The sequence below is a fragment of the Candidatus Cryosericum septentrionale genome, from assembly GCF_003570995.1.
Taxonomy (GTDB): Bacteria; Caldisericota; Caldisericia; order Cryosericales; family Cryosericaceae; genus Cryosericum; species Cryosericum septentrionale.
This window is the reverse complement of the sequence record NZ_QXIY01000019.1, coordinates 17,199-43,813: the sequence shown is the minus strand read 5'-3', so window position 1 is coordinate 43,813 and position 26,615 is coordinate 17,199. Positions and strand designations below refer to the sequence as shown.

Here is a 26,615-nt window from a genome sequence, read left to right as displayed (position 1 = left end):
CAGAGCGCCAGCCCCGGCATCCCACCATCTCTCGGGCATGAGCGACACATCAGATCTTGCTGACAACCTCGGGAGTGATTCCTTTGAGGCATTCCATGACAGAGACTCCGCTACTGGCCATGCCAAGGTAGATGGCTTTCCCCTTCAGCTGCAGGTCATCGACAACCTCACGGACCGGCATGATAGCGGGCATGTCCCGTTTGTTCAGCTGATACATGATAGGTGTATCCGGCAACTCGTAGTCTTCGAGATTCTTGAACATATCGGCAAGGTTATTGACGTTGTCTTCTTGCCGGTCGCGATTCGGGTCTGCGACGAAGACGATCCCGTCGACAGATTTGAGCACAGACTTGCGTGTCAGCTTGTACAGTTCCTGCCCCGGCACGGTATAAAGGCTCAGGCGGATCTTGAAGCCCTTGACGGCCCCAGTTCCACTGGCAGGAAGTCAAAGAAGCGCGTCCTCTCTGTCTCAGTCGCGATGGACGTGAACTGACCCTTCGCCTTCTCCGGGATCGTCCCGAAGATCCAGCTGAGGTTCGTCGTCTTGTCGCTGATTGCCGGGCCATAGTAGACGACTTTGAACGTGATCTCAGACCTGGAGAAGTCGATCAGAGGCATGTGGTGGATCGCATCAATTTGCTAGAAGAGGTTGTCGATCTCATCCTGCAGTCCATTCCTGAGGTCCTGCGAAGGTTCTTGACGCGGGCCGGAGGCCATTTTCTCGAGGACTGGCTTGATCGAACCGGAGATCTTCTTGGCCCAAAACCTGATGGCGCCGATGGGCGCCTTGTTGTCGAATATGACGGCGAGCAGGATCAAGGGGTCTACGAGGGAAATGTGGATGTTGGTCTCTTTGCCCTGGTGGAACGTCAGGGTAAACTCACGTTCGCCGAGCAGTTTCGCCAACTCATTCGTGGCCGAGAAGACACCGGCCGCCAAGGCGGACACGGCGACTGCCGACTCCCGCGTGACAGCACCACTCTTCGCTAGGAGCTCGCCGCTCTTGTTGAGGAGGATAAGGTCCTTCGCCTGCGAATCCACGAGGTACTGTGAAAACAGTTCGTCGATGGTTTCGATATCTTCCTTTGTGATCACCAGTGAAGACAGTTGACCTTCCATCTATGCCTCCGATTTCGACAACGTAACCATCTTCTTGTCCACAAGACTGTTGAGAACTGTCCATGCGCGGAAGAACCCAAACTCAGCTTCCTTCAGGATCCTGTCGAACGACTCCAGGTTGCCAGCCTTCTGCGGGACTAGAAACTCATCGGCGGTCAGCGTAACGGCTGCGTCGGAGTCATTCTCGCCCAGGCTTACCTGCAGTTCGGACGGTTCCGTCTGGATTCCTGACCGTACGTATTCGTTAGCAAGTCCCGTGGCCCCTATGAGGAGGCTCGTATTGCTCTGGGTGATCCTTCGAGGGGGCATGATGACACTAGATACAAAATTGAACGTACCGTCACGTTCGAGAAAGGCATCAAAGAAAGCCGGTAGCCCGCTGCTGTACGGTGACTGCGCATGGATGACCTTGCCTTTCTGGAAAAAGATGGCAAAGCTACCCAGATGTCCCTTTATGTCCAACTTTCCAGTCCTTTCAGCGTTGTCCAGGGTCTGAATAAGCTGGGCAAGCGGAAAGCTCCGTAGGTCACCGCGCAATTCCATAGGACTCCTCCATTCTTCTAACTTAGCATGCTATTTGATTTCGGTCCAATTTCAAGGTATGCTAGGTTTCTCACACACTCGGAGGTGAACAGTGATGAAGTCCAAGGAAATCGGGTTGAACAAGACATCTGCCTGGAGCGGCATCGATCGCAAGGCAACCGACAAGCTGGCTGCGGAGTACATGTCGGTTATGAGGGATGCCAAGACTGAACGCGAGTTCGTCGAGGCAGTGACGGTCATTGCCCAGGCTAGCGGCTATCGGACCGCCGACGCTCTCTCTACCAAAGCATTGCCCTCAGGCGGGAAACTGCTTTTTATCAACCGTGGCAAGAACGCCGTGATCGTGAGGCTGGGTAAACGCCCTCTTGGCGAGGGCGTCAACATGATAGCTGCACACGTCGACGCTCCACGCATCGACGTGAAGCAGAACCCGCTGTTCGAGAGCACTGGGCTGAGCCTCTTCCAGACCCACTACTACGGTGGAATCAAGAAGTACCAGTGGGTGACGATTCCGCTTGCCTTACACGGCGTGATCTATGACAAGGCAGGGAAGAAGCTTCAGTTGCGCATCGGTGAGGAAGACAGTGATCCAGTGTTCAACATTTCCGATATCCTTCCACATCTGGGACAGGCTCAGGGAGAGAAGAAGCTGAGCGAAGGCGTTTCGGGTGAAGCGCTGGATGCAATCGTCGGCCACGTGCCCGCGGATGACAAGGACGACAAAACGCCTATCCGTACGAATGTCCTGAAGATACTTGCCGAGCAGCTCAACGTCCAAGAGCGGGCCTTCGCTGCGTCTGAACTGGAGCTCGTGCCGGCAATGAAACCGCGGGAAGTCGGTTTTGACCGTGGACTCATCCTCGCCTACGGACACGACGACAGGATCTGTGGCTACACGGCCCTGCGTGGCCTGCTGGACCAGAAGAAGGAGCCTGAGCGCACACAGGTCGTTTTCCTCGCTGACAAGGAAGAGATTGGCAGTGACGGCGACACCGGCATGCAGAGCGAGTTCCTTGAATTGGCCATTGAGCGGCTTATCCTGGAAACTGGAGAGAAGACCACTGCCAGACAGGTGTTCTGGCACTCCATGGCACTCAGCGCTGATGTCGATGCAGGTATGGACCCGAACTATCTGGATGTGTTCGAACCGACAAACGCTGCCACTGTTGGCAACGGTATTGTGATCGCGAAGTTCACCGGCTCTCGAGGCAAGTCCTCAGCCCATGACGCCTCTGCCGAGACTCTCCACAAAGTGCTCGGCTTGCTGGACGAAGCCAAGGTCCCATGGCAGGTGGCTGAGATAGGCAAGGTAGACGTCGGCGGAGGTGGGACTGTAGCAAAGTTCCTGTCGAAGCGTGGCATCGAAACGCTCGACGCCGGCCCCGCGCTTCTGTCGATGCATGCGCCACAGGAGCTGGCGAGCAAGGCGGATCTATATGCCTGCTATCTGGCTTACAAGACGTTCCTGGAGAAGGCCCGCTAGCTCATCTCACTTCAAAGCGATGCAACCGGATGCTCCCGTGAAGGGTTCCTCCGGTTGTATCGCTGCAGCTCCTGCATATACTATTTTCGCTCTCTGCCGTCGTGAAAACGGCCGAAATCTAAGTCCAAAGGGAGGAACTGTTGAGAGAGTTTGAATTGATGTTTATTGTGGACGGGACAATGCCGGAGGAAGAAGCTACGGTTGTCGCCACTACCGTTCAGTCCTTCATCTCATCGAAGGGCACGATTCTGAAGGCAGACCCATGGGGTCGTCGTCGCATGGCATATCCAATCAACAAGAAGCAGGATGGCTATTACTGGGTGATCGTATTTGAGTGCGAGCCTGGCGAGGTCGACGCGCTCAAGCAGCAGCTGAGAGTGAACGAAAATGTCATCCGCTGGATGGTTACGCGACCCGAGCACAAGAAGACTGTCGTTCCAGTTGAGACCGTTATCCCTCAGGAAGGTACCCCTGAACCTGAACCCACTCCAGTAGCTGTACCGGTATCTGAACCCGCTCCAGTAGCTATGCCGGTATCTGAACCCATGTCCACACCTGAGGCGTAAAGATGAACGACCTCAACCAGGTTGTCCTCACAGGCAGGATTACCAGGGATCCGGATATCCGCTACACGCCCTCGGGCAAGAAAACGGCCCGTGTTTCAATTGCTGTGAACCGGAGCTGGAACGCGTCCAAAGACCCGTCTGTCCGTGACTGGAAGGAAGAAGCCTTCTTCGTTAACATCAACGCATGGACCTACGTCGCCGACAAGATCGAGAAGTCGGCTGAGAAGGGTCTGCGCGTTCTCGTGACAGGACGCTTGTCCATTCGAGAATATACGGCCAACGACGGAACCAAGAAGCGTGCTACCGAGATCGTGGCTACAACATTCGAGATCATCGGTGCTCCTCAGAACCGTCAGGGTTCCGGTGAGCCCGCTGAAGCGCCCGGCGAAGATGACCTTCTGAAGGACTTTGAAGTCCCCGAGGGATCATTGCAGCAGGGTTCCGGCTCTGAAGACCACGACGTGCCATTCAACTGAGATGAAGGAGTAGATTACCATGCCAAACGCACCATTCAAGAAACCAAGCAAGACCGGCAAGAAGAAATCGTTTTACTTTCGCGCGCGTAAGAAGTTTTGCCCATTCTGCGCTGACAGGACTGATGATATCGACTACAAGGATGCTTCACGGCTACGCCGTTTCGTAAGCGACAAAGGCAAGATCCTCCCTCGCCGTGCGACAGGCGTGTGTGCGAAGCACCAGCGTGCCCTTGCGGGTGCCATCAAGAGAGCTCGCGTCATGGCTCTCCTGCCGTTTGTGAATCGGTAGTTCAACACCAACCATGGACAGGAAGGTAATCCTGCTCGCCGACGTCAAGGGCGTAGGCCACAAGAATGACGTGGTCAGCGTTTCTGTGGGCTATGCTGCCAATTACCTCCTTCCCCAGCGTTTGGCCATCGAGGCAACGTCCGAGAGAATTGCCGCCCTCAGCAAACACAAGACGGCAGTGTCTCAGGAAAAGGATGTTGCGCTTGCGCGGGCCCAGGACTTGGCGGCGAAACTGACAGGTCAGTCGGTTACCGTTCGCGCCAAAGCGACGCCACAGGGGAGACTGTATGGAGGTATCACTCCGGACGAAATCGCTGCGGCCATTGGCAGTCAACTCGGTGTTGCCGTGGAGAAGAGAACCGTGAGTACCGATGAACCCATCAAGGCACTTGGTGTATATGCGGTTGCTTTGAAACTGAATCCCCAGGTCACTGCCCTCGTCTCCGTCACCGTGGCGGAAATTGTCTGAGGATGGCCGATCGAAGTGATGCCCAGGTAAACGAAGCCCGCCCACGAGCCGGACAGAATGAATCCGGTTCGACTCCGGGGAATGTTGTTCCACCGTATGATATGGGAGCCGAGCAGTCTCTGCTGGGCTCCTTCATTGTCTCAAATACCACCGTCGACGAAGTCATGGACTATCTCAAGCCTGAGGACTTCTACTTCGATGAACACGTCGTCATCTGTGACTCCATTTTCCGCCTCCGAGCGTCCAACAAACCTGTCGACGTCATCGTCCTGAGCAACGACATCAAGAGTCATGGAGACCTCGATCGCATTGGCGGTGTGCCATACCTGGCCAAACTCACTGAGCTTGTCCCGACAACCCAGAACGTCAAGTATTACGCTGAGATCATCAAGGAATCATCGGTCAAGCGCAGTATTATCCGTGCGGGCCGAGACATCTACGAGTTGGGGTTTTCTCCCACTGTGACGGCCATGGAGCTGATCGACCGGACCGAGAAGTTCATCTATGAGGCGTCTCAAGGTATGGTACGCGGTGACTTCCAGCCGCTGGAACGCATCCTCCCGATGACGTTCCAGGTGCTGCAGGAGCGGTATGACCACAGAGGTTCTATTCGCGGGATTGCCACTGGTATCAAGAACCTGGATCTTCAGATCGGCGGGTTCCAGCCCCAGGAGCTGGTCGTCCTGGCAGCGCGACCAAGCGTCGGGAAGACGTCGCTTGCATTGAACATTGCGGCGTACAACGCGGTCCGCCTGAAGAAGCCCGTGGGCATCTTCAGCTTGGAGATGTCCCGAGAGCAGCTGGCCGAACGTGTTATATCGTCAGAAGCGATGATCGAGGCGGACAAGCTTCGGTCGGGCTATCTGTCGCAGGAAGACTGGCAGGCGCTGACACAGGTCAGCAACAAGCTATCGGAAGCACCCCTGTATATCGACGACGCGGCGGGGCTGACGGCTCTCGAGATACGGGCGAAGGCAAAGCGTCTTGCGGTCACAGCGAAGGTAGAACTCCTCATTGTCGACTACCTCCAGCTTGCTGCCTCCGGCGAGAAGGTCGAAAGCCGCGTCCTTGAAGTGGCGCAGATCACTCGCATGCTCAAGAACCTGGCCCGCGAACTCAATGTGCCGATCATTGTCGTTTCTCAGCTGTCACGGGATATCGAGAAGAGAGACCGCAAGAAGCCTCAGTTGTCCGATCTTCGCGAGAGTGGAGCCATCGAGCAGGATGCCGACATTGTCATCTTCCTGTATACCGACGAAGCGATAGATACTTCCGAGATGAACACCCGGACGCCCACCAATGCTTTGGTCGCCAAGCACCGCAATGGCAAGCAGGGCAACGTGAAGCTGATGTTCGACAAAAGATACACCCGATTCGAGTCTCTCGACACGACTGCAGAGGACTAAGCACAGCCACTCGACCGTCGTAACTATTGACGAGGAGCTGGTTCTCAGTAAAATGAACTCGTGCGCGGGCCGTTAGCTCAGTTGGCAGAGCATCTGCCTTTTAAGCAGAGGGTCACAGGTCCGAGTCCTGTACGGCTCACCAAAGCCCTTGTAGTCTAACGGTCAGGACACGGCCCTTTCAAGGCTGCGATAGGAGTCCGATTCTCCTCGAGGGCACCAGGTATGGGCGGATGGCTCAGCGGTAGAGCACCTCCCTCACACGGAGGGGGTCGCAGGTTCGAACCCTGTTCCGCCCACCACGTTTCTTATGTCGCATATGGTAACAGCTTTGCGCGCCTAGCGAGACTGAGACACCGGATGCTCACTTGACTTTTTGTGGAACAATCTATACTAAGTATGGTACGGGGTCGTGGTGTAGCTGGTCTAACACGCTGGCCTGTCACGCCGGAGACCACGGGTTCAAATCCCGTCGATCCCGCCAGAGCGGGAGTAGCTCAGGGGTAGAGCTCTGCCTTGCCAAGGCAGTTGTCGCGGGTCCGAATCCCGTCTTCCGCTCCATTTTTTTCGTTCTGGCCAGTTGGCTATTCGTATGCCGGCGTAGCTCAGTTGGTAGAGCAGCTGATCCGTAATCAGCAGGTCGTCTGTTCAAATCAGATCGCCGGCTCCACTGTTTTTCGCTCCTACTTCGCGATACCCAGTACAGGAGGACCCTTGTAGTGAGTATTCCATCGCAAGCAGCTGTTGCCTATCCTCTCATTCTCGTTCCTATCCTCTCGATTGTCGGCCTCCTGTTCGTAGCTGTTCTGGCGAGATCCATTGCGCGCCATCCACTCGATAACGAGGCAATCCTCCAGATTACGCTTACCGTCCATCATGGTGCGACCACGTTCCTGGCACGTGAATATGCCGTGTCGTTCCCCATCCTGGCGGTCGTGGGCGTTCTTCTCGCCCTGGGGGACGGGCTTGTAGCAGGACTTTTCTTCGTTGTCGGAGCGGGATTCTCGGTACTGGCCGGTTATGTGGGAATGCAGATTGCCACAATGGCCAATGGTCGCACTACTCTCGAGGCACGACGTTCCCTGGGGGCAGCTCTCAACATGGCCTTCCCTGGCGGGTCCGTCATGGGGATCGTCGTGAGCAGCCTTGGTGTTGCAGGGTCGTTCCTTTCGATGTTTGGCACATTGTCTATCCTTCACAGTCCGGAGAAGGCTCTCGTCCCTGCAACCGGATACTCCATGGGAGCATCCCTTGTTGCACTATTTGCGCGCGTCGGGGGAGGCATCTACACCAAGACAGCGGACGTGGGAGCAGACCTCGTCGGCAAGGTTGAGGCCGGTATCCCGGAAGATGATCCTCGCAATCCCGCCTCGATAGTGGACAACGTCGGCGACGTTGCAGGCATGGGTGCCGATCTCTACGAGTCATACGTGGGGGCCATCCTGGCCGCTGACATCCTGGGCTACTGGTTCGCCCATCAGCATGGAATTGCTGATGCTCTCCTACCGGTGCGCTATGTCTACTACATCGTCGCGGCGGGTTTGATGTTCTCTCTGATGGCCGTGCTCCTGGTGAAGCTCCTGTCGAGAAGTGACCGGTTCTCGCCTGAGTCCCTCCTGCGCTATGGGTCTATTGGAGCTTCTGTTGCGCTCGTAGCTGCCTCGCTTCCTCTTTGTCTCGTAGTATTTGCCGACATGAAGGCAGGGAGCGCTGTCACCGTGGGCGTCGTGTCCGGAGTCCTCATTGGTCTGACTTCGGAGTATTTTACGTCGTCACGACCTGTCGCGCAGATTGCGCTTGCATCCAAGAGCGGTGCGGCGACCAACATACTGAGCGGAATGCCTGCCGGAATGCGCAGTGTCGTCATTCCGGTGGTTGTGATTTCGGCGGCTCTGCTTGCAGCCTATGCCGGACTCGGGATGTATGGCATTGCGCTCGCCGGTGTTGGGATGCTGGGAACACCTGGCATATCCCTGTCAGTCGATGCCTATGGTCGGATTGCCGATAACGCAGGTGGAATTGCCGAACTGACTGGACAACTGCCTGTTGTTCGAGAGCGTACGGATCAGCTCGATTCGCTCGGCAACACAACGGCGGCAATGGGGAAGGGTTTTCCGGTTGGCTCTACCGCAATGCTTATGGTTGCCGAAGTGCACAGGCAGTTCCGCGAGATCCCCGGTCTTCTGCAGGGTCTCGCTGCGTCCGATCCAAATGCGTGCATAGCCATCAGCACGCGAGGCACGCTCAAGTACATGGTGCCGCCAGCTCTCGTTGGTATCGCCGCTCCTTTTGTCACGTACTTCCTGCTGGGCAAGGAAGCGGTCGGTGGTCTTCTTCTTGGTGCTACGGTGACCGGCACACTGCTCGGGCTGTATATGGCAAATGCCGGCGGAGCATGGGACAATGCGAAGAAGCTTATCGAGCGATCGTTTGGCGGAAAGGCCAGCCTCGAGCACCGGGCAAGCGTTGTCGGGGATACTGTTGGCGACCCACTGAAGGACACTGCAGGACCTTCACTGAACATCCTTATCAAACTCATATCGGTGGTTTCGCTCAGCTTCCTTCCCCTATTCATGAAATAGGTAGGACCAGTCCGTAGAAACCGAGGCATTCCTTCAGTGTTTGCGTCTTGCGCTGTCGCTCCAAATGGGTACTCTTTGAGTACGCAGATGAACGAATCTGGACTCTCAGGTGAAGGAACGTGCCAATGAAAACGGAAACCAAGGGACTGACGGGTTCTTCTCGCTCGACAAAGGTCCGCAAGACGCTTCTCATAGTGCTTGTCTCTATTTTGACCATTGTGGTCTGTTTTGCCGGCTACGTGGTCATCTCTCTCTACAGCTCTCTCCGCGCGATCAACCCCAATGCAGGTGCCACGAGATCGACTCTCAACCTGCAGGAACGAGTCAACATCCTGGTCGCCGGTGTCGACTCACGGGCCAAGAACGATCCAGGTCGCTCTGACAGCATTATGCTCATCGGCCTCGATCCAGCCTCCCACACCATGTCGGTCATGTCGATCCCCAGGGATTCTCGTGTCAACATTCCTGGACACGGCTATGACAAGATCAATGCTACGACAAACCCTGACTACTTTTCCGATGGTGGAATAGACCTTCTCGAGAAGACGGTCGAGGTGATGATCCCCGGCATCAAGATCAATTACTATGCGAAGGCCGACTTCGCCGGGTTTGAGAAGGTCATCGATGCTCTGGGAGGCGTGACCATCAACGTCGAGAAGGCGATGTACTTTAAGGCAGTGGACACTCTTATCAACTTGAAACCGGGAGTACAGCACATGGACGGCAAGACGGCTCTGGAGTACGCCCGCTTTCGTCACGATGCAATCGGTGATTTTGGCTCCTCAAACGGAGAAGAATTGGGACGTGTTGTTCGTCAGAAGACTCTTCTCAAAGCTATCGTGGCCCAGACCACCTCGCTTCGCAACGTCTGGAAACTCCCACCCGTCATCCGTGCCGTCGAGAATGCCGTTGTGACTGACCTTCTCCCGAACGACATGCTTCGCATCGCCCTTGCTTTCAAGAATACGACCGACAAGGAAGTAACCACGATCCCGTTCCCTGGAGTGACAGGGACTGTCGGGGGAACCTCGTACGTCATCCCGGACCTGGATGCCTTGCGATCGAAGATTGCTCCGCTATTCAGTCCGCTCGTTCCGTCCAGCTAGGAGCCCCGACGAACGGAGTCTCCGTCTGGTATTGGCAACAACCGCGCAAGTCCGTTCTTCCCGGAGCGTGCGTGTGCCTTGCCTGGCACGATCTCGCTGAGTCCTCCTTCAGCCCCGGCAATGTCTGTGATAGAGCAGTCCACCTCAAAGTGGCCGCATTACCGGCTCGTGCAGGCTCGCCGTGGCCCTGCCGACCTAAGCAAATCGGTGCTTCATGAGCGTCATTGCCGTCGTCATCACCCTGGACCGCCCCGAAACAGCATCGTGCTGTCTGTCGTCGATCCTGCACGGCTCCCAGCGACCCGACCGGGTCGTCGTCGTGGACAATGGGTCTACCATCCCGTATACGCCTCCGCAGGAATACCGGCAGGATGTCGATGTCGTTCGCCTGGAGCACAACAGTGGCCCGGCAGGAGGTGCAGCCATCGGCCAGCAGAAGGCACTCGAGCTCAAAGCCGACTGGGTATGGATGCTCGATGACGATGCTATCATAGACCCAGAAGCCCTGGAGCGCCTCCTACGAGTTGCCGAAACGCACGGCGTGCGGACGTACTTCCGCTCTGTATGCTATAATATGCCACAGCCGGAACTCCCTTTCTTTAACTCGTTCACATACAGTCGCCAGACTGGAATGCTCAAGCCAGTGCCCCGGGAACGCTATCAGGATCCTGAATTTCCCTTTGACACCTGTGCCATGGCAGGCCTGTTCGTCCCGTCTTCCTTGCTCCTTGAATCCGGCATCTTCGACGCGTCGCTGTATGGATGGTACGACGACACAGAATTCACTCTGAGAGCAACGTTGGCGGGGTTCCATGGGTACGCCATCCCCGCGAGCAGGTTGCTGCACCCTTCGGCCAACCGGAGACAGCTGCGGTTTCTCGGAAGGTCACTTGCGGTGCTCATCGACCAGCCGTGGCGCTTATACTATGGAACCCGGAACTGCATTCTGACGCAGCGCCGGCTCCTCACGCGAGCCCGTTTTCTGGCCTTGTTCCTTCCTCTCTTCGCAGTTCGGCGTTTCATTTCGATTGTGCTCTTCTACAATAATCGTCGTGCCTTTCTGCACTACTTCGTGAGGGGCCTCTCAGACGGCCTCCGCGGCCGAAAGGGCGAACTCACACAAGGGGGTCGTAGCATATGAGAAACAAATGGATTGTTGGAGTCGTTCTTGCGCTCGTCGTCATCGCGGGTGTCGCTGCAGCCTATAAACTAACGCGTCCCTCTACCGGGGCAAAGGGTCTCAGTGGCAAACGCATCGAGGCCACGTTCCTCGCTTTTGGAATCGAGCCGGAGACAGCCGCACAGATCAAGATGGGTGCCCCCATCTATGACGAGACGGGCAAGGAGTGTTTTACGATTACGAACATCACGACATCACCAGCCGAGGAGGACGCGTTTGACAGCAAAGGGGAGCTTCACATCGTCAAGCACCCGATCCTCAAGGACGTCGTTATCACGGCGCAGTCCATCGACGCGAAGGTTACATGGGTATACATGTACGGCCGCGACAAGGTCCTCGCCGGAGTGAACCTTGCCCTGTATGGAGACACGTGGAAGGTATGGGCACGTACCCTGACGGTGCACGGTCTCCCATAGGGACGGAATGAACCTCAACTCCACCAAGAGCAAGAGGCGGTTGGCAGCGAGAGCTTTTCTCCTGCTGGTTGCCTATTACCCTCTTGTCAACTGGATGATCCGGAAAGCCAATCTGCCTCTTGCCAACCTGTGGGAAGAGATCATGCTCCTGGTCTTCCTTGCCTTCGCCGTCGCCACGAGTTGGCGGAAGATCGGGCGGCTCATCACTTCACCCGTCGTTCTGACAGCCCTGCTGTTTGGTGCTGCAACGCTTCTGGGCTATGCGGCGAACACCTACTACATTGGCGCCTACATTCATGAAGCCCGCCTGGCGTTTGAACCATTCATGGCTTTTGTCATCCTTTGGCTCCTCGTCGACGGGGATGCTGCCGGTCTTCTCCGCGAGACGGCTCCACACCTTGTGGCCAGCGCAACTCTCGTGGCGTTCATCGGTGTCTATCAGTATGTCCGGAAGGTCCCGGTCCCCGCTCAGTGGCTCGACAAGGCCACGGAGACCGGGGTTATCAGCACTCGGGCGTTCTCGCTCTTCGGCAGCCCCAATGTTCTCGCTGCCTACCTCGAGACCATCATCCCCCTGGGTGTGTACGTGGCCCTCGTGCGGACAAGGTGGTACGAGCGAGCGATTGCAGTGGGATGCGTGCTGGTTATGGGAAGCGGATTCCTTCTCACCCTGACGCGAGCCGCCTGGTTGTCGGCAGCGGGGTCCTACTTCGTCGGACTCCTGATCTTGAACCCCGCACTTGCAGGGGTATTTGCCGCCGCCGGCACAGGTATCCTCATCGTCGTCCCGACATTCCGACTCCGCATGGCCAACCTGCTCAGTTCAACTTATATCGACAAAAGCAATAACCTCGGTCGCCTGTTCCGCTGGAGGCAGGCCTTTGTGAATCTCATTGATCACCCTCTTCTTGGAAGTGGCCTTGGCACGTTTGGAGGTTCCGCAGCACAGAAGTATGGCTACTTCACGGGCATCTCCATGGATTCGGTGTGGATTCGTGTACTTGCTGAGACAGGCATGGTCGGTTTCGCTTTGTATGTCTCATGGTTGTCGAGCGCCTTCGCGTGTGTCGCCACACGCTTCTTCCGCTCGAAGGACAAGCTCTGGCTGTTCGCGTCGGTGGGCCTCCTTGCGCTTCTGGTCAACCTTTTCACCGACAACCTTCTCGACTCGTGGGCAATAGCGCTTGTTATGTGGAGTCTTTTCGCCCTCGGCGCTATTCCCGAGGCCGGCGAATGAAGGCGCTTGTCCTCAGCACCAACAACTATCGCTCGTTCCCCAGCCGAAAACAGCGCTTTGCCCGCCGACTGGCCGAACGGGGCTATGACGTTCTCTACGTCGAGGCCCCGGTAACCTGGCTAGCGGTAGCCCGCCCGAAACAATGGTGGAAGTTGAGTGCCTGGCGGTCAGGCGTGCATGACCAGGGAGACCACATGTGGACTGCGTCGCCCACGCCGTGGCTTCCGTACTTCAAGAAGTATGAGCGTGTGGCAGATCACGACTCGCTCACCTACTACCGCTACCTGCAGAGTCTCGCCGGTGACTGGACGGCCGAAGCCAGCATCGTCCTGACGTACCTGCCGTTTGTCCCGAGAACTCTTCGGCTGCTTGGCGCTCCGGTCGTCTACGACTGCGTCGACGACCACAGCGCGTATCCTGGGCTCCTCGGCAAGGCTACTGTCGACCGCCTCGAGGCGCGGACTGCTGACATAGCGTCTGCTGTGATTGCGACTAATGAAACGATTGCCGCCAAGTTCTCGTCGCACGAGGACAAGCTTAGTCTGATCCAGAATGGCGTGGACCATGAGCTGTTCGCCGCTCCTGCCATGACGTGGCTCGACACGCTGACCACACTGCCGAGGCAACGCAGATTCCTGTACGTCGGAGCAATGCGCGAATGGTTCGACGTACAGGCACTTGGCGCAGTTGCCGCAGCGTATCCAGACTGCGTGATCGACTGCTTCGGCGAGACCCTGCCGGTTGTCCGAGATGGACTGGCCGTCCATGCCAACGTTGTCTTCAAGGGCACGCTCTCCCAAGCTGCGATCGCGCAGGAAGCCCCCCACTACGACGTGGCGCTTATCCCCTTCCGTGAATCGCCGCTGACCCTAGGCGTCGACCCACTGAAGTTCTATGAATATGTCTCGGCTGGACTGCCTGTGGTTTCGTCGACAATCCACGCTCTTGGGGCATTCGGCGAAGACATGGTGCGACTCGCGTCCACCCCTGAAGAGTTCATCTCTGCGGTGCAAGACACTATCGATGCAGATTCACTCGAGCTGCGTCGCTCGCGCGTGGAATCATCCCGACGTTTTGACTGGTCGTTGCGGATTACCGAATTCGACCGCGTGCTGGACACTATGGCACACCACCAGTCCTGAATATGGAGGAAAAGATGGAAAGGAAGCTTGCAATTGTCGGTCTTGGCTATGTTGGCCTTCCTCTTGCGCTCACCTATGCGCTGGACGGATTCCAGGTCTCCGGGGTCGATATCGACCCGCGTCGCATCGAGTCGATCAAGGCGTCGTCGCTCGGCATGCGCGAGGACTTCGACGGCGTACCAGTCAATGACGTCCTCCGAACGTGTCTTGCAAATGGCAGCCTGAACGTCACCAGCAGGTTCGACGAACTCCCGAAGGACGTGGCGACGTTCATTATCACCGTTGGCATCCCCATCGACAATGCATGGGCCCTGGACATGAGCATGCTCACGAGCGCCTGTGCAGAGCTCGGCAAGCTGCTCAAGAAGGGGGATCTCGTCATCTGCCGGTCCACCGTGCCTGTTGGCACGACTCGCGGCCTCGTGCTCTCCACGTTGGAGCGCGCAAGCGGGCTGGTAGCAGGCACCGACTTTGACCTCGCGTATTCGTCAGAGCGGATAGCTGAAGGGCACGCCTATGATGAGTTCCGCAACATGCCACTGGTCGTCGGGGGAATCAATAGAAGAAGTCTCGACCGCGCGACCCAAGTGCTCGGAGCCGTGAACCGCGAACCCGTCTTCAAAGCGTCCTCTATCGAACTTGTGGAAGTGGCGAAGATGTTCGAGAATGCTCAGCGGGACGTCAACATTGCAATCGCCGACCAGCTGGCGCGCTTCGCGAATCGCTTCGATATTCCCACGTGGGAACTGGTTGAGGCCTGCAATACCCACTCGAGAGTCAAGATTCTCATCCCTGGCATCGGCGTCGGGGGCCACTGCATCCCCTATGCCTCGCCCTATCTGTTCGGTTCGCTCTCAAGCCAGGACGAATGCGGCGACTTGCTGCCGACCTTCGTCTCCGCACGTCAGGCGAACGCCGCTCAACCTGGTTACATTGCCGGGCGCATGTCCAGGAGGATGGGTGGGCTCGCGGGCAAGCATGTGCTGTTCGTCGGCATCGCCATGAAGGACTACTCGGACGATGTCACTGGGAGTCCGGCCGTCGACCTTGCCACCGCGCTTGCGAAGGTGGGAGCCGAAGTGCATGTCTTCGACAGCATCGCTGAGGCGCCCAGGGAATTCGGACGCGAGACGGACATCGAGGCGGGCTCGTTGTGGGCAGACGCACTCGTCCTGCCCATCCGCCAGGGCAATGTGGACTATGAGCGCCTCAAGAAGGCAGTTGTGGCAGAAGCTGGCCGCCTGATTCTATGTGACTTCAGGGGAGTGTTCGAACATGACGCCGACGTCCTCCAGCAACCCTGGTACGTTCGTCTGTAGAACGCGGACGCGTCGACCGGACAATGGCTGAACGAGTCCACGTCGCCGGTATTCCGGTCGACAACCTGGACATGGACGAAGCTCTCGCTGCTGTCGAGGGCTTTGTCGCGTCTCGGACCCCTCATATGGGTGTGGCCATCAATCCAGAGAAGGTTATCAAGGCCAAACAGGACAAAGCCCTTGAGAAGGTCCTGCGCAAGAGCGACCTGAACTTCTGCGACGGCATAGGAATCATATGGGCTTCCCGGGTCTTCTACCACGAACACATCAAGTCCCGGATCACTGGCGTTGACCTGTTCTTGCGGCTGCTTGAGCTGGCAGACGCTCGTGGATGGCGTCTTTTCCTTCTTGGATCGCGCCCGGAAACGCTCTCCGGAGTTGTGACAATCGTGAAGGAGAGATACCCCGGCCTCGTCGTAGCGGGTTCACACGACGGATACTTCACTGCTGTGGACGAACCTGGGCTGGTTGCAGAAATCGTCGCTGCCAGGGCAGACATCATGTTTGTCGGCATGGGCAGTCCCAAGCAGGAAAAATTCCTTGCCGGCAATCTTTCCGCGATGGACGTCCCGTTTGCCATGGGCGTGGGAGGAAGCTACAACGTCCTGTCGGGCGAGTTCAAACGTGCACCTGCCCGCGTCCAGAGACTCGGTCTTGAGTGGTTGTACCGGTTCGTGCTTGATCCCAAGCGGCTGCCTCGCATCCTTTCGCTTCCGCGGTTCGTAGGTATTGTGCTGCGGTCACCTCGGGAACATGTCGACAACATCGACTTCTTTGGCATTTCTATCAGCAACAGGGATATTGACGAGCTTCTTGAGATAGCCGACGATTTCGTGAGAAGCGGAGTGCCCCATCTCGTCGTAACGCTGAATGGCGAGATGGCAGCTCGTGCGTTCAGGGACGCCGAGTTTCTCGAGATTGTCCAGCAGGCGGATCTTGTCGTTGCCGACGGCGTTGGCATCGTATGGGGAGCGCGTATGCTGGGCCCACGCATCGAGAACCGCATCCCCGGCATCGAGTTCTCGGGTTCTCTGCTTGCGCTCGCCGAGTGCAGGGGCTACCGCGTGTACTTCCTCGGTGCAAAGCCGGATATCGTCGAACGGGCCGCCTCCAACGTCATGGCCCGTTACCCAGGTCTTCATGTCGCCGGTTTTCATTCGGGCTACTTCGATGCAACAGAAGAAGCGCACATCATCCAGGAAATCCTGGGAGCGCACGTCGACATTCTCCTGGTCGGCATGGGCGGAGGAGCCCAGGAGAAGTGGATCTGGCACCACCGCGACATGAGTATCCCTATCGCAATCGGCGTAGGCGGCACATTCGATGTCTGGAGTGGACTTGTCCGCCGAGCGCCGCGATTCGTTCAGAAGACCGGCACGGAGTGGTTGTATAGACTGGTCGTCCAGCCAAGCCGCGTACGGCGCGTAGGGAGTATCTTTTATTTCATGTTCCGCGTGCTTGCGCATCGTCGGACAGCATCCAGGAGCTAGATGACCCGAATCCTTGTCCTGGGCTACTATGGCTTTGGCAATTTTGGCGACGAGCTCATTCTGTCGGGTGTGCAGGATGAACTGACGAGTATCGAGTGTGAAGCGGTGTTCGCGGTCAATGAACCGGGTCAGTATGCCAGCCTCGTCTGCCCGCGACACGCCCTCGTCGATCGGCATGACCCGGCAGCGATGAGAGCAGCTCTCAGGGCGTGTGACCATGTGATGCTGGGTGGAGGGGGGCTCATCCAGGACGTCACCAGCTGGCGAAGCAGCCTGTACTATCTGGGAATTCCCCTGCTGGCCGTGCTATACAAGAAGGGAATCATCTCCTACGCACAGGGTGTCGGCCCTGTCAGGCGGTTATGGATCCGTCGTCTGGTGAGGACCGTCTTTGGCCGCATGATCCTCATCGATGTACGCGACGACGCTTCGCGGGACCTCCTGCTCGAATGCGGGATTCGAACGCAGGATATCTGCGTGTCATCCGACGCTGGACTTTCCTATCTGCTCGCCCGAGGCGGTGAACCTGTTGCGGCCACTCGTCGCGAGCCCCGCATCGTTGCCTGTGTCAACAAACGGTTCGGGTGGACGCCTGAAGAGACAGCCTCGTTTCTCGACTGCCTGGGGTCCCAGTCATCTGCCCGACTGGATCTGGTCGTGCTCTTTCCATCAGCAGACTTGGCCTTCACACGGGCGGTCCAGGACCGCCTGCTCACGCCGTCAGAACTCATTATCTCGCCTCAGCCACTAGGGCTGCTGGACCTCTGCAGTTCTGCCAGTTTGACGGTTGCAGGCCGATACCATATGGCTGTGGCGGCAGTTGCTGCGCGGTCTCCGGTAGTGGCGCTCGCCTATGACCCAAAGGTCTCCCAGTTGGCCGACTGCTGTGGCTTCGATGCCTTCCAACCAGGAAACTCGCCGCAGCAGGCTGCTCAGCGTGTTCGCACCAGAAGCATCCCGCCCGTGACCGAAGAATCTATTGAACGAATCGGCCAGACCAGAACGGACCGCATCGCCCGGCTGAAGACCGTTCTGGAACGTCGGAACCCGTGAGCGTTCTGTCGGTTCTTCGTCAGATCCTCGCTGACAAGGCCTGTTTTCTCTGTGCCGAGGAATCGGACCTTCCTATCTGTCCCGGCTGCGCTTCTTCATTTCGGCCATGCGACCCGGGATGGAGCGATTGTCATCTCGCTGCCGGTCCGGCGTCGGGTTTCTCCGCGTACTGGTATGAAGGAACATTGCGACAGGCCATACTGCAGATGAAGGTACAAGGTGAGTATCAGTTGGCCGGACAACTGTCTGGCATGCTGGCAAGCCTCGCAAAAACCCTTCCACTTGGAGACCGGCCGGTTTTTGTCCCCGTTCCGCGGTTCGGTATCCGGGATGAGAGAGATCCTCGTCACTTCCCCCACGTTGCATGCAGAATACTCTCCGTCGGTTTCGACGGCGACTCCGGCAGTGGCCTTCTGCTCAAGACCCGTCGCACGCCCCTTCAGACACAGTTGTCGGATACGGAACGCCTGAAGAATGTTGATGGCGTCTTCGAACTTTCGTCGAATGCGGGCGACCAGCTGCGCGGCAGGACGGTCGTCATCGTGGATGACGTCCTGACAACAGGAGCTACGGTCTGTGCCGCCACGAACGTCATCCTGCAAGCGCGTCCCCATCAATGTCTGTACTTGACCCTCGCTCGTAGTCGGGCTACAATACGCTCAGGCTTATGAAGGCAAGAGCCGAATCCGATGCAAAGGGAGGCACACATGAAGGTAGAACATAAATCCAAGACGCTTGAGATCCCTCCGCGCATTCTTGCCTATCTGAACGAGAAGGTCAGTCGGTTCGACAAGTTTTTTCGCAAGGAACCCACGCTCGGTGCCAATCTGAACCTCCTGCGAGGTAAATATACATGCGAACTGACTCTTCAGGTCTCGGGCCGCATCATCAAGGCTTCAGGGCAGGGACCGGACATGGAAGGCTCTATTGATGCTGCATGCGACAAGCTCGATGTGCAGATCCGCAAGTTCCACACCCGGGTCTTCCGGAGGGACTTCAAGGCGGTTGCCGAGCTCAAGGGTCTGTTCCAGTCCGAAGTACCGGTAGAAGATGTTGAGGAATCTCCTGAAGGCATCGTGAAGCGCAAGGAATTTGAGGTGCTTCCGATGTCTGAAGAAGAGGCGATCCTTCAGATCGAGATGCTGGGGCACCAGTTCTTCGTCTATCGGAACGCCTTGTCCAACAAGGTCTGTGTCTTGTACAAACGTACCTATGGGGGCTACGGTCTGATTGAAATCGACTGACCAGACGACGCCCCCGATTGTTGCGACGACACTAGCGACTATCATTTCAGCTTTGGCGTTGCGGTCTGATAAGCGACGCCAAGGCTGTGTTGTGCTGTCGCGTACACTGGAAGGCCGAGCCCTGTGACGATCCAGCAAACCAGCGCGGTGTTTGTGTCGAAACGTCTAGGAGTTCACTCAATGGAGGTACCTCTCTGATGGGATTGTTCAGCTCGTTTTCCCCAGCTGCTCGCAAGCTCAAGACATATCAGGCCATGGTTCCACTAATCCTTCAACTCCAGCCGGCGTTGGCCGAGCTCGACGAGGACGGTCTCAGAAGTTATGGAGCCGAGCTCAGAAAGCGGGCTGCAGCAGGCGACGCCGAGACAGCCCTGTTGCCTGAGGCCTTTGCACTGGTGAAAGAGACCTCCCGCCGTCTCATAGGGCTGGAACACTTCCCCGAACAGCTCCTTGGAGCTATCGCCCTCTATTTTGGCAACATCGCCGAGATGAAGACGGGCGAAGGAAAGACACTTGTGGCTACCTGTCCCCTGTACCTCAACGCCCTCATGGGCCACAAGGGACATCTCGTCACCGTCAACGACTACCTGGCCAAGCGTGACCGGGCCTGGATGGGTCCCATCTATGAGTTTCTTGGCATGTCGGTCGGCCTCCTTCAGAATGACAGCTCTCCAGAAGAGCGCGGTGCTGCGTACGCAGCCGACATCACCTATGGCACAAACAACGAGTTCGGCTTCGACTACCTGCGAGACCATATGGCCGGTTCAGAAGACGGCATGTTCCAAAAGGGAGTTCTCGATTTCGCCATCGTCGACGAAGTCGACAACATCTTCATCGATGAGGCTCGGACAGCTCTTATCATCGCGGGCCCCGGTGGTGACTCGGACATGCCTTATTACGAGGCTGCAGCGTTCGTCAAGCGGCTTAAGGGAACGGTTCGTTCGGAGATGCCTGCTGGTGACAACGAGACACCAGCCGGCTCCGACTACGTCTACGACGAGAAGCACAAGACCATCGATCCGGCCGAGGATCTGCTGGCCCGTTTTGCCCGTGCTGCCAGGATTCCCGAGGACAAGCTGCTGAAGGAACAGGCCACCTATGGCAAGATCCTTCGCAACGCCATCAGAGCACAGGTCTTCTTCAGAAAGGACAGCGAGTACATCATCAAGGACACAGAAGTCGTCATTGTCGATGAGTTCACGGGTCGACTTATGTATGGGCGTCGCTACTCTGAAGGGTTGCACCAGGCCATCGAGGCAAAGGAAGGCCTCAAGGTCCGCGAGGAGAGCCAGACGCTGGCAACAATCACGATCCAGAACTTCTTCAAGATGTACGACAAGCTGTCTGGGATGACGGGAACGGCGCTCACGGAGGCAGACGAGTTCAAGGAAATCTACGGACTTGATGTCCTCGAGATTCCCACACACCGTCCAGTGGGGCGCCAGGATGCGGACGATGAAGTCTATCGGTCCGAGCGCGGCAAACTGGACGCGATTCTCCGCGAGATCCAGGCCCGCCATGAGAAAGGGCAGCCTGTCCTCGTAGGTACGCGTTCCGTCAAGAAATCCGAAGCACTCAGCCAGGAGCTCAGGAAGCTTGGCATTAAACCTCAGGTTCTCAACGCCACGATTCAGGAGTTCAGTGCAAAGCCTCACGAAAAGGAAGCGGAGATCATCGCCCAGGCGGGCCGAAAAGGCTCGGTCACGATTGCCACCAACATGGCAGGCAGAGGTGTCGATATTCTGCTCGGCGGCAATCCTGTCGCTCTTGCTCACGCCGCTGCTATTGCTCATACCAAAGCTGACCCCAAGAAACAGCCGGAACAGTACGCGGAACAGTATGCAAAGCTGCTCACAGAGTATCGCGAGTCATGCTCGAAGGAACATGACGATGTCGTCAGCCTGGGGGGTCTCTTTATCCTTGGGACCGAGCGCCATGAGTCGCGTCGCATCGACAACCAGCTCCGGGGACGGTCTGGCCGGCAAGGGGATCCTGGTGAGTCGAAGTTCTTCCTCTCTGCAGAAGACGACATCCTGCGCATCTTCGGCGGCGACCGCATCCAGCGCATCTTCGAAATGATGAAGGTCGAGGAGTCGATGCCCGTGAATCATCCGCTCCTCTCAAAGACAATCGAGATGTCCCAGAAGAAGGTCGAGTCCTACAACTTCGATGCACGCAAGAGCCTCCTTGACTACGACAACGTGCTCAACAAGCAGCGTGAGGTCATCTACGCGGAACGTGACAAGGTTCTTGCGGGGGTCGATCTTGCGGACGAGGTGCACGAGTTCATCAACGAACAGGCCGAAACGACAGCACAGCAAGTCGTCCAGGCGCAACGAGCCGATGAGACTGATCTTGGCAAAGTCTACAATGACCTGGTCCTGGATGCCTTTGGCAGACCCGTGGAGATGACGCTCGAGGAGCTAACGGACCTCGTCGAACGCCGTGACTCCGAACAGCAGCTCACCGCCATGATTCAGGACCGTGCCGAGGCTATTTACCGCGAGAAGTACAACAGGTACGGAGAGAATGTCATGCACCAGATTGAGCACTACTTCTTCTTGCACACCATCGATAGTGCATGGAGGGACCATCTTCTTCAGATGGACGACCTCAAGGACGGCATCGGCCTGCGTGCTTATGGCCAGCAGGACCCGGTCATTGCCTATCAGAAGGAAGGGTACGATCTCTTCAACCAGCTGATGGACCAGATAAAGCACGATGTGACAAGGGCATTGTTCACCTTCGAGCTACAACCCGCACAGCCGGAGAAGAAGCATGATCGATCTTGAACCGCTGCGCAGGCGTGTTTCAGAGTGTGAGTCACGCACAACCGGACTCTATCAGCCTGGCTGGCTGACGAGCCAGCAGGCGCGGCTAGAAGAGCTGCGAACCAAGACAATGGCTACCGGCTTCTGGAATGACCAAACGAGCGCAGCAGAGATCATGGGTGGTATCGCACGCATTGAGGCAGACATTGCTTCCCAGCAGAAAGCACTGTCTGAGCTGGACGACGCTCGGACCGCCATCGAGCTCCTTGTCGGGATGCCGGACCTCGAGCTCGAGCGGGAAGCTGTCGGCAGCATTGAACAGCTCGAGCATGACTTGCAGATTCTCGAGACGACGGCCTACTTTAGCGGTCCCTATGATGCGTCCAATGCTATCTTGTCACTGTCGAGCGGAGCGGGCGGAACGGATGCGCAGGATTGGACCGAAATGCTCATGCGTATGTATATTCGTTATGCCGAACGACAGGGGTTCGAGGTACTCGTGACGGACTACATGCAGGGCGAGGAGGCAGGCATCAAGGGTTGCACGCTGGTCATCAGGGGACACTACGCCTATGGTCTTCTGATGCACGAAAAAGGCGTTCACCGCCTGGTCCGCATCAGTCCTTTCGATGCGAACAAACGTCGCCATACGTCGTTTGCGGCGGCAGATGTCATCCCGGAAATCCCAGAAACCCGCACGGACGCCGAAATCCCTGAAGGCGATCTGCGCATCGACGTCTATCATGCGTCAGGTCATGGAGGCCAGAACGTGCAGAAGGTTTCTACCGCTGTTCGCATCACACACATTCCGACGGGCATCTCGGCCAGCTGCCAGAACGAGCGCTCGCAGTTGCAAAACAAGCGAATGGCAATGGCCGTTCTCAAATCCAGACTGTTTGTGCAGCGGGAGCTGCAGCGTGATGCCCAGATTTCGGAAGTGCGCGGGGCCTTCAAGTCGGCTGAATGGGGCAACGAGATCCGGTCGTACGTTCTGCAGCCGTACAAACTGGCCAAAGACCACCGGACGGGACTGGAGAAAGGAAACGTTGATGCAGTTCTCGACGGCGACCTGCAGGACTTCATCCTTGCAAGTGTGCGACATGACGCGGAAGATCGTCGTTCGAGCGATTCGTGACGTCGTCGGCATAACGATCGGGTGTTTCGTCTACGCCCTTTCGTTTGCCCTCTTCGTCATCCCTCATGATCTGGCTCCCGGAGGCGTCTCGGGACTCGCGATCATTGTGAATCACTTCTTCAAGGCCGTTCCTATCGGCAGAACAATTATCATCCTGAATACTCCGCTGTTCCTGCTGAGCATCAAGAGGCTGGGAAAGGGATTCCTGTGGCGTTCAGTGTATGCAACCATCATCTCGTCAGTCCTTATTGATGTGATCGTGCCCTACACACATGGCTTCCACGTGGACATGCTTCTCTCGGCGGTCTATGCCGGAGTCGTCATGGGCATCGGGATTGGCATCATCTTCCGCTTCTTCGGTTCCACCGGTGGCACCGATCTCCTTGCTCAACTGTTGTCCGAACGCATGGGGCTGAGTTTCGGAACGACCCTGCTGATCATTGACACGATCATCATTGCTTTCTCAGGCATCGCGTTCCGGAGTGTTACGATACCACTTTACTCAATTGTGTCGCTCTATATTTCCGCAAAAGCTATCGACCTTGTGCAGGAAGGAATCTCTTTCTCCAAGGCGGCCTGGGTGGTCAGCAACCAACCGGAAGCCATCTCCAACAAGGTCATGGTCGAACTGGATCGCGGAGTGACGAAATTCACTGCAGCTGGCGGCTTCACGGGCGAACGCAAGGAAGTCGTGTTCTGCATCGTGCCCCAAAGCCAGATATCGCATCTCAAACAGATCGTCCATGAGGTTGACCCTGATGCCTTCGTAGCCATCATGGACGTCACCGAGACTCTGGGTCTCGGCTTCAAGGAGCTGGGTACACGATGATACAGATGTTGAGCGTCTCAAAGAGATATGACGATGGATACTATGGTCTCAGGGATATCACCTTCAAGGTAGGCCCCGGCAAGTTCGTCTTTCTGACAGGTGAGTCGGGCGCAGGCAAGAGCACCGTTCTGCGACTCATCTATCGTGCCGAACGGCCGACGAATGGCACGATCCTGGTTGATGGAGCGGACACGGCGGCGGCTCATGGAGGCTCGCTCACGTCTCTGCGACGGAGAATGGGCATGGTGTTCCAGGACTACATGCTTCTATTCGACCGCACCGTGTATGAAAACGTGGAGCTGCCGCTGGCTGTCCGAGGCGTGGGCAAAGGGATCATCAGCCAGGAGGTGGACAAGTACCTGGATCAGGTTGGCCTCGCGGGATACCAGCGTCGCCTGTGCTGCTCGCTTTCCGGAGGCGAGAAGCAGCGTGTTGCTCTCGCCCGCGCGCTCATCGCAAAACCCGACATCATCCTCGCGGACGAGCCGACTGGGAACCTCGACCTGAGCAACGGAGAGAAGATTGTCGAGGTCCTCCATGACGCCAACCGTCAGGGTGCCACTGTCTTCATGGCTACCCATGATCTGTATCTCGTCCAGTCAACCCGGCTGCCGTTCGTGCGGCTCCGCGGTGGGCGAAAGGTTGAGGAGGGCAACTTCTGACATGTTTACCTTCAAGCAGACACTGCGAGACATTGCGAGACATCCTGTCCGCACTCTCCTCGTTTCAATCCTGATAGCTGTGCTGATGGTGGCAAGCGCCGGCATCTATGCAATGTCCATGGACGTGCGCCACACCATCTCGGAGATTGAGAGCACACACTCCATCAATGCATACCTTCTGCGCGGCCTGGACCAGACTTCCATCCAGACTCTTCTCGAGCAGATGCAGAAAGATGAAGCCGTTGCCCGTGCGGAATACGTGAGTCCCGCAGACGGCCTCAAGAAGCTTGAGACTCAGTATCCCCAGTTCGCAAGCGTATTTAGCGACCTGACACGCAATCCGATTCCACCTCTCATCCGGGTCTATCCGGTCTCCGTGCAAGGCATCGCCGGCCTGGCTGCGGAGCTTCGTTCTCTTGCGGGCGTTCAAACCGTGGAGTATGACGAAGGCTCGGTGCAGGGGATGGCCAACGCGAACGAGTTTGTCCACAGCCTCCTGCTCTACGTACTGGTTCTCGCCAGCTTTCTCTTCATTGCGGGTTTCTGCCTCATGGCATTCAGCATCATCAACGGCAAGCGAAAAGAGACTGCAGTGCTGAGCATAGTCGGTGCCAGCAACCTCCAGGTTCTTCTTTCGACGCCCGCCCACCTGGTCGCTGTCTGGGCGCTCGCATCAGTCTTCTTCGCTGTCGTTCTCCCGAGCGTCATCAGGTATTCCACGACACGCCTCAAGGCGTCCTTTTCGTGGGTGACACCCAAGCCTGCGGGTGTCGTCTACGCTGGAGCCGCCGCCGTTGTTCTGCTGGCCTCCCTGGCCTGCCTCGTTCTGGCCTGCGTCATTGCAACACTACTGGCGTATCGTATTGATGAGGAACAGCGTCGAGAGGAGACGCTTCTCGAATGAGAATCCTGAGGTTTCTCATTGCCATTGTCCTAATTCTCTGTCTGTTTGTCGGCGCCTCCGTCTTCGCTCCTGGCGTCGAAGGAGACCTCACGAGCGACCTCAAGGCCGCCCAGCAGAAGATGAACCAGCTGAAGGCGCAGCTTCAGGAAATCCAGAAGCTGATCAACGAAAACAAGTCGGCCAAGTACAACCTGCTGAGTCAGCTGACCTCCCTCAATGACCAGGTGGATCAGCTGGAAGGCGACATAGGGAACATCGACAGTCGCATCGTTCAGCTCGAGACTCTCCTCGGCAAGACAGCGGCTCAGATCGCCATCAGAGAAAAGCAATACAATGAGCTGTCATCGGGAACTGAGTCGTCGATCGACCTTCTCTACCACGTGTCCAACCTCGACGTCGCAGGTCTTCCTTTCACAGGAGGAGATCTCAATGCCACCGTCGACGCGCAGCAAGGTGTGTCAGCCGTCCTTCAACAGATCACGGCGTCTCTGTCTGCTGTGAGTACACAGAAACTCGCTCTGCAATCGGACCGCGCCGACTATGCACAGACGAAGAAGCAGCTGGAGCAGGTGTATGCGCTCAAGAAACAACAGGCAAGCCTTCTGGCGCAGCAGAAAGCTACCACACAGCAGACCCTGAACTATCTGGCAGCTAAGGGTACTCAATTCTCCGCCGATGACAAGCGCATTCAAGACGAAATCAAGCGGGAAAACAAACTCATCGACCAGATTGTCGCTGAGATCGATCGGCAAAAATATCTTGGCAATGAGTCGACAGGCAAACTCCTGTGGCCCATACCCGGGCACATTCGTATAACCGAGCTCTTTGGGATGCGCCACGACCCGATCAACGGTACGTGGGAGATGCACAACGGCATCGACATGGGTTGTCCGATGTCAACGACGCTTCGGGCTCCCGCTGATGGCGTCGTTGCGTACGAAGGGAGATTCGCAGGGTATGGCAACATGCTGATGGTCCAGTGCAGCCAGCACATGACCCTGGTCTTTGGACATCTCAAGTCGTTCATTGCCGAGAAGGGGCAGTCCGTGAAACGTGGTCAGGTGATAGCGCTTACAGACAACACTGGCTGGAGCACGGGCCCTCATCTGCACTTTGAGGTCCGGATTGATGGCACTGCGAAGAACCCGATGCTCTATCTTAGGCGAAAACCGTAGCGCTCACAGCGAAAGGAGATTC

General features: G+C 57.0%; 27 protein-coding genes and 6 tRNA genes. 29 read left to right on the top strand and 4 right to left on the bottom strand.

Annotated features, from left to right (window positions below; genetic code table 11):
* Positions 1-49 precede the first annotated feature (49 nt).
* Genes SMC1_RS10880 through SMC1_RS05110 form a run of 4 tightly spaced genes read right to left on the bottom strand, consistent with a single transcriptional unit; the run spans position 50 to position 1,662 of the window.
* Positions 50-385, bottom strand: a complete 336-nt coding sequence (locus SMC1_RS10880) for an ADP-ribosylation factor-like protein (RefSeq protein ID WP_207799313.1) — start codon at positions 383-385, stop codon at positions 50-52.
* An 11-nt stretch (positions 386-396) separates the two neighbouring features.
* Complete coding sequence (locus SMC1_RS10875) at positions 397-618, bottom strand: hypothetical protein (protein WP_207799312.1); 222 nt, start codon at positions 616-618, stop codon at positions 397-399.
* Positions 619-639: 21 nt separating this feature from the next.
* The gene (locus tag SMC1_RS05115; RefSeq protein ID WP_119085716.1) at positions 640-1,119 is read right to left on the bottom strand and encodes a roadblock/LC7 domain-containing protein; all 480 of its coding nucleotides are present in this window, start codon (positions 1,117-1,119) and stop codon (positions 640-642) included.
* On the bottom strand, positions 1,120-1,662 hold the full coding sequence (locus tag SMC1_RS05110; RefSeq protein WP_119085715.1) for a DUF4388 domain-containing protein: 543 nt from the start codon (positions 1,660-1,662) through the stop codon (positions 1,120-1,122).
* Between the two features lie 94 nt (positions 1,663-1,756).
* Here SMC1_RS05110 and SMC1_RS05105 point away from each other — a divergent pair, with 94 nt between their 5' ends.
* The 29 genes from SMC1_RS05105 to SMC1_RS04965 all read left to right on the top strand — a co-directional run bounded on the left by SMC1_RS05105 (position 1,757) and on the right by SMC1_RS04965 (position 26,593).
* On the top strand, positions 1,757-3,145 hold the full coding sequence (locus tag SMC1_RS05105) for an aminopeptidase (protein ID WP_119085714.1): 1,389 nt from the start codon (positions 1,757-1,759) through the stop codon (positions 3,143-3,145).
* 140 nt (positions 3,146-3,285) lie between these two features.
* Positions 3,286-3,711 (top strand): 30S ribosomal protein S6, encoded by a 426-nt coding sequence (gene rpsF, locus SMC1_RS05100; RefSeq protein ID WP_126855174.1) that lies wholly within the window; start codon positions 3,286-3,288, stop codon positions 3,709-3,711.
* A 2-nt stretch (positions 3,712-3,713) separates the two neighbouring features.
* Positions 3,714-4,187 carry a single-stranded DNA-binding protein gene (locus SMC1_RS05095; RefSeq protein WP_119085712.1) on the top strand — a complete coding sequence of 158 codons (474 nt, stop codon included), beginning with the start codon at positions 3,714-3,716 and terminating at the stop codon, positions 4,185-4,187.
* A 19-nt stretch (positions 4,188-4,206) separates the two neighbouring features.
* Positions 4,207-4,476: a 30S ribosomal protein S18 gene (gene rpsR, locus SMC1_RS05090; RefSeq protein WP_119085711.1), complete on the top strand. Its 270-nt coding sequence runs from the start codon at positions 4,207-4,209 to the stop codon at positions 4,474-4,476.
* 13 nt (positions 4,477-4,489) lie between these two features.
* Positions 4,490-4,945 carry a 50S ribosomal protein L9 gene (gene rplI / locus SMC1_RS05085; RefSeq protein ID WP_119085710.1) on the top strand — a complete coding sequence of 152 codons (456 nt, stop codon included), beginning with the start codon at positions 4,490-4,492 and terminating at the stop codon, positions 4,943-4,945.
* 2 nt (positions 4,946-4,947) lie between these two features.
* Positions 4,948-6,351: a replicative DNA helicase gene (dnaB, locus tag SMC1_RS05080; RefSeq protein WP_119085709.1), complete on the top strand. Its 1,404-nt coding sequence runs from the start codon at positions 4,948-4,950 to the stop codon at positions 6,349-6,351.
* Positions 6,352-6,417: 66 nt separating this feature from the next.
* Positions 6,418-6,493, top strand: a tRNA-Lys gene (locus SMC1_RS05075).
* A gap of 2 nt (positions 6,494-6,495) precedes the next feature.
* Positions 6,496-6,570 (top strand) — tRNA-Glu (locus tag SMC1_RS05070).
* Between the two features lie 5 nt (positions 6,571-6,575).
* A tRNA-Val gene (locus SMC1_RS05065) sits at positions 6,576-6,650 on the top strand.
* A gap of 104 nt (positions 6,651-6,754) precedes the next feature.
* Positions 6,755-6,832 (top strand) — tRNA-Asp (locus SMC1_RS05060).
* Positions 6,833-6,834: 2 nt separating this feature from the next.
* A tRNA-Gly gene (locus tag SMC1_RS05055) sits at positions 6,835-6,909 on the top strand.
* Positions 6,910-6,942: 33 nt separating this feature from the next.
* Positions 6,943-7,018, top strand: a tRNA-Thr gene (locus tag SMC1_RS05050).
* Positions 7,019-7,067: 49 nt separating this feature from the next.
* Positions 7,068-8,930, top strand: coding sequence for a sodium/proton-translocating pyrophosphatase (locus tag SMC1_RS05045; protein ID WP_207799311.1), 1,863 nt, complete (start codon positions 7,068-7,070; stop codon positions 8,928-8,930).
* A gap of 125 nt (positions 8,931-9,055) precedes the next feature.
* Positions 9,056-10,036: an LCP family protein gene (locus tag SMC1_RS05040; protein ID WP_119085708.1), complete on the top strand. Its 981-nt coding sequence runs from the start codon at positions 9,056-9,058 to the stop codon at positions 10,034-10,036.
* Positions 10,037-10,250: 214 nt separating this feature from the next.
* A complete protein-coding gene (locus tag SMC1_RS05035) occupies positions 10,251-11,177 on the top strand; it encodes a glycosyltransferase (RefSeq protein WP_119085707.1) in 927 nt (308 codons plus the stop codon).
* A complete protein-coding gene (locus SMC1_RS05030; protein ID WP_119085706.1) occupies positions 11,174-11,632 on the top strand; it encodes a DUF4330 family protein in 459 nt (152 codons plus the stop codon). Before SMC1_RS05035 ends, SMC1_RS05030 begins: the two co-directional genes overlap by 4 nt.
* Before the next feature lie 7 nt (positions 11,633-11,639).
* The gene (locus SMC1_RS05025; RefSeq protein WP_119085705.1) at positions 11,640-12,869 is read left to right on the top strand and encodes an O-antigen ligase family protein; all 1,230 of its coding nucleotides are present in this window, start codon (positions 11,640-11,642) and stop codon (positions 12,867-12,869) included.
* Positions 12,866-14,011: a glycosyltransferase gene (locus SMC1_RS05020; RefSeq protein WP_165849232.1), complete on the top strand. Its 1,146-nt coding sequence runs from the start codon at positions 12,866-12,868 to the stop codon at positions 14,009-14,011. The genes SMC1_RS05025 and SMC1_RS05020 overlap by 4 nt, the downstream gene beginning before the upstream one ends.
* A 14-nt stretch (positions 14,012-14,025) precedes the next feature.
* Positions 14,026-15,330: a nucleotide sugar dehydrogenase gene (locus SMC1_RS05015; protein WP_165849231.1), complete on the top strand. Its 1,305-nt coding sequence runs from the start codon at positions 14,026-14,028 to the stop codon at positions 15,328-15,330.
* A 23-nt stretch (positions 15,331-15,353) separates the two neighbouring features.
* The gene (locus SMC1_RS05010; protein WP_119085702.1) at positions 15,354-16,820 is read left to right on the top strand and encodes a WecB/TagA/CpsF family glycosyltransferase; all 1,467 of its coding nucleotides are present in this window, start codon (positions 15,354-15,356) and stop codon (positions 16,818-16,820) included.
* Complete coding sequence (locus SMC1_RS05005; RefSeq protein ID WP_119085701.1) at positions 16,821-17,873, top strand: polysaccharide pyruvyl transferase family protein; 1,053 nt, start codon at positions 16,821-16,823, stop codon at positions 17,871-17,873. It begins immediately after the preceding gene.
* A gap of 185 nt (positions 17,874-18,058) precedes the next feature.
* Positions 18,059-18,544: a ComF family protein gene (locus SMC1_RS05000; protein WP_126855173.1), complete on the top strand. Its 486-nt coding sequence runs from the start codon at positions 18,059-18,061 to the stop codon at positions 18,542-18,544.
* A 36-nt stretch (positions 18,545-18,580) separates the two neighbouring features.
* Complete coding sequence (gene hpf / locus SMC1_RS04995) at positions 18,581-19,117, top strand: ribosome hibernation-promoting factor, HPF/YfiA family (RefSeq protein WP_165849229.1); 537 nt, start codon at positions 18,581-18,583, stop codon at positions 19,115-19,117.
* A 197-nt stretch (positions 19,118-19,314) separates the two neighbouring features.
* The gene (secA, locus tag SMC1_RS04990; protein ID WP_119085698.1) at positions 19,315-21,909 is read left to right on the top strand and encodes a preprotein translocase subunit SecA; all 2,595 of its coding nucleotides are present in this window, start codon (positions 19,315-19,317) and stop codon (positions 21,907-21,909) included.
* On the top strand, positions 21,896-23,023 hold the full coding sequence (prfB, locus tag SMC1_RS04985; protein ID WP_119085697.1) for a peptide chain release factor 2: 1,128 nt from the start codon (positions 21,896-21,898) through the stop codon (positions 23,021-23,023). Before secA ends, prfB begins: the two co-directional genes overlap by 14 nt.
* Positions 22,989-23,852 (top strand): YitT family protein, encoded by an 864-nt coding sequence (locus SMC1_RS04980; protein ID WP_165849228.1) that lies wholly within the window; start codon positions 22,989-22,991, stop codon positions 23,850-23,852. Before prfB ends, SMC1_RS04980 begins: the two co-directional genes overlap by 35 nt.
* Complete coding sequence (locus SMC1_RS04975) at positions 23,849-24,514, top strand: cell division ATP-binding protein FtsE (protein WP_119085695.1); 666 nt, start codon at positions 23,849-23,851, stop codon at positions 24,512-24,514. The genes SMC1_RS04980 and SMC1_RS04975 overlap by 4 nt, the downstream gene beginning before the upstream one ends.
* Position 24,515: 1 nt before the next feature.
* Complete coding sequence (locus tag SMC1_RS04970; RefSeq protein WP_119085694.1) at positions 24,516-25,418, top strand: cell division protein FtsX; 903 nt, start codon at positions 24,516-24,518, stop codon at positions 25,416-25,418.
* Entirely contained in the window at positions 25,415-26,593 is a 1,179-nt protein-coding gene (locus SMC1_RS04965; protein WP_119085693.1) for a murein hydrolase activator EnvC family protein, read from the top strand. The genes SMC1_RS04970 and SMC1_RS04965 overlap by 4 nt, the downstream gene beginning before the upstream one ends.
* Positions 26,594-26,615: the final 22 nt, after the last annotated feature.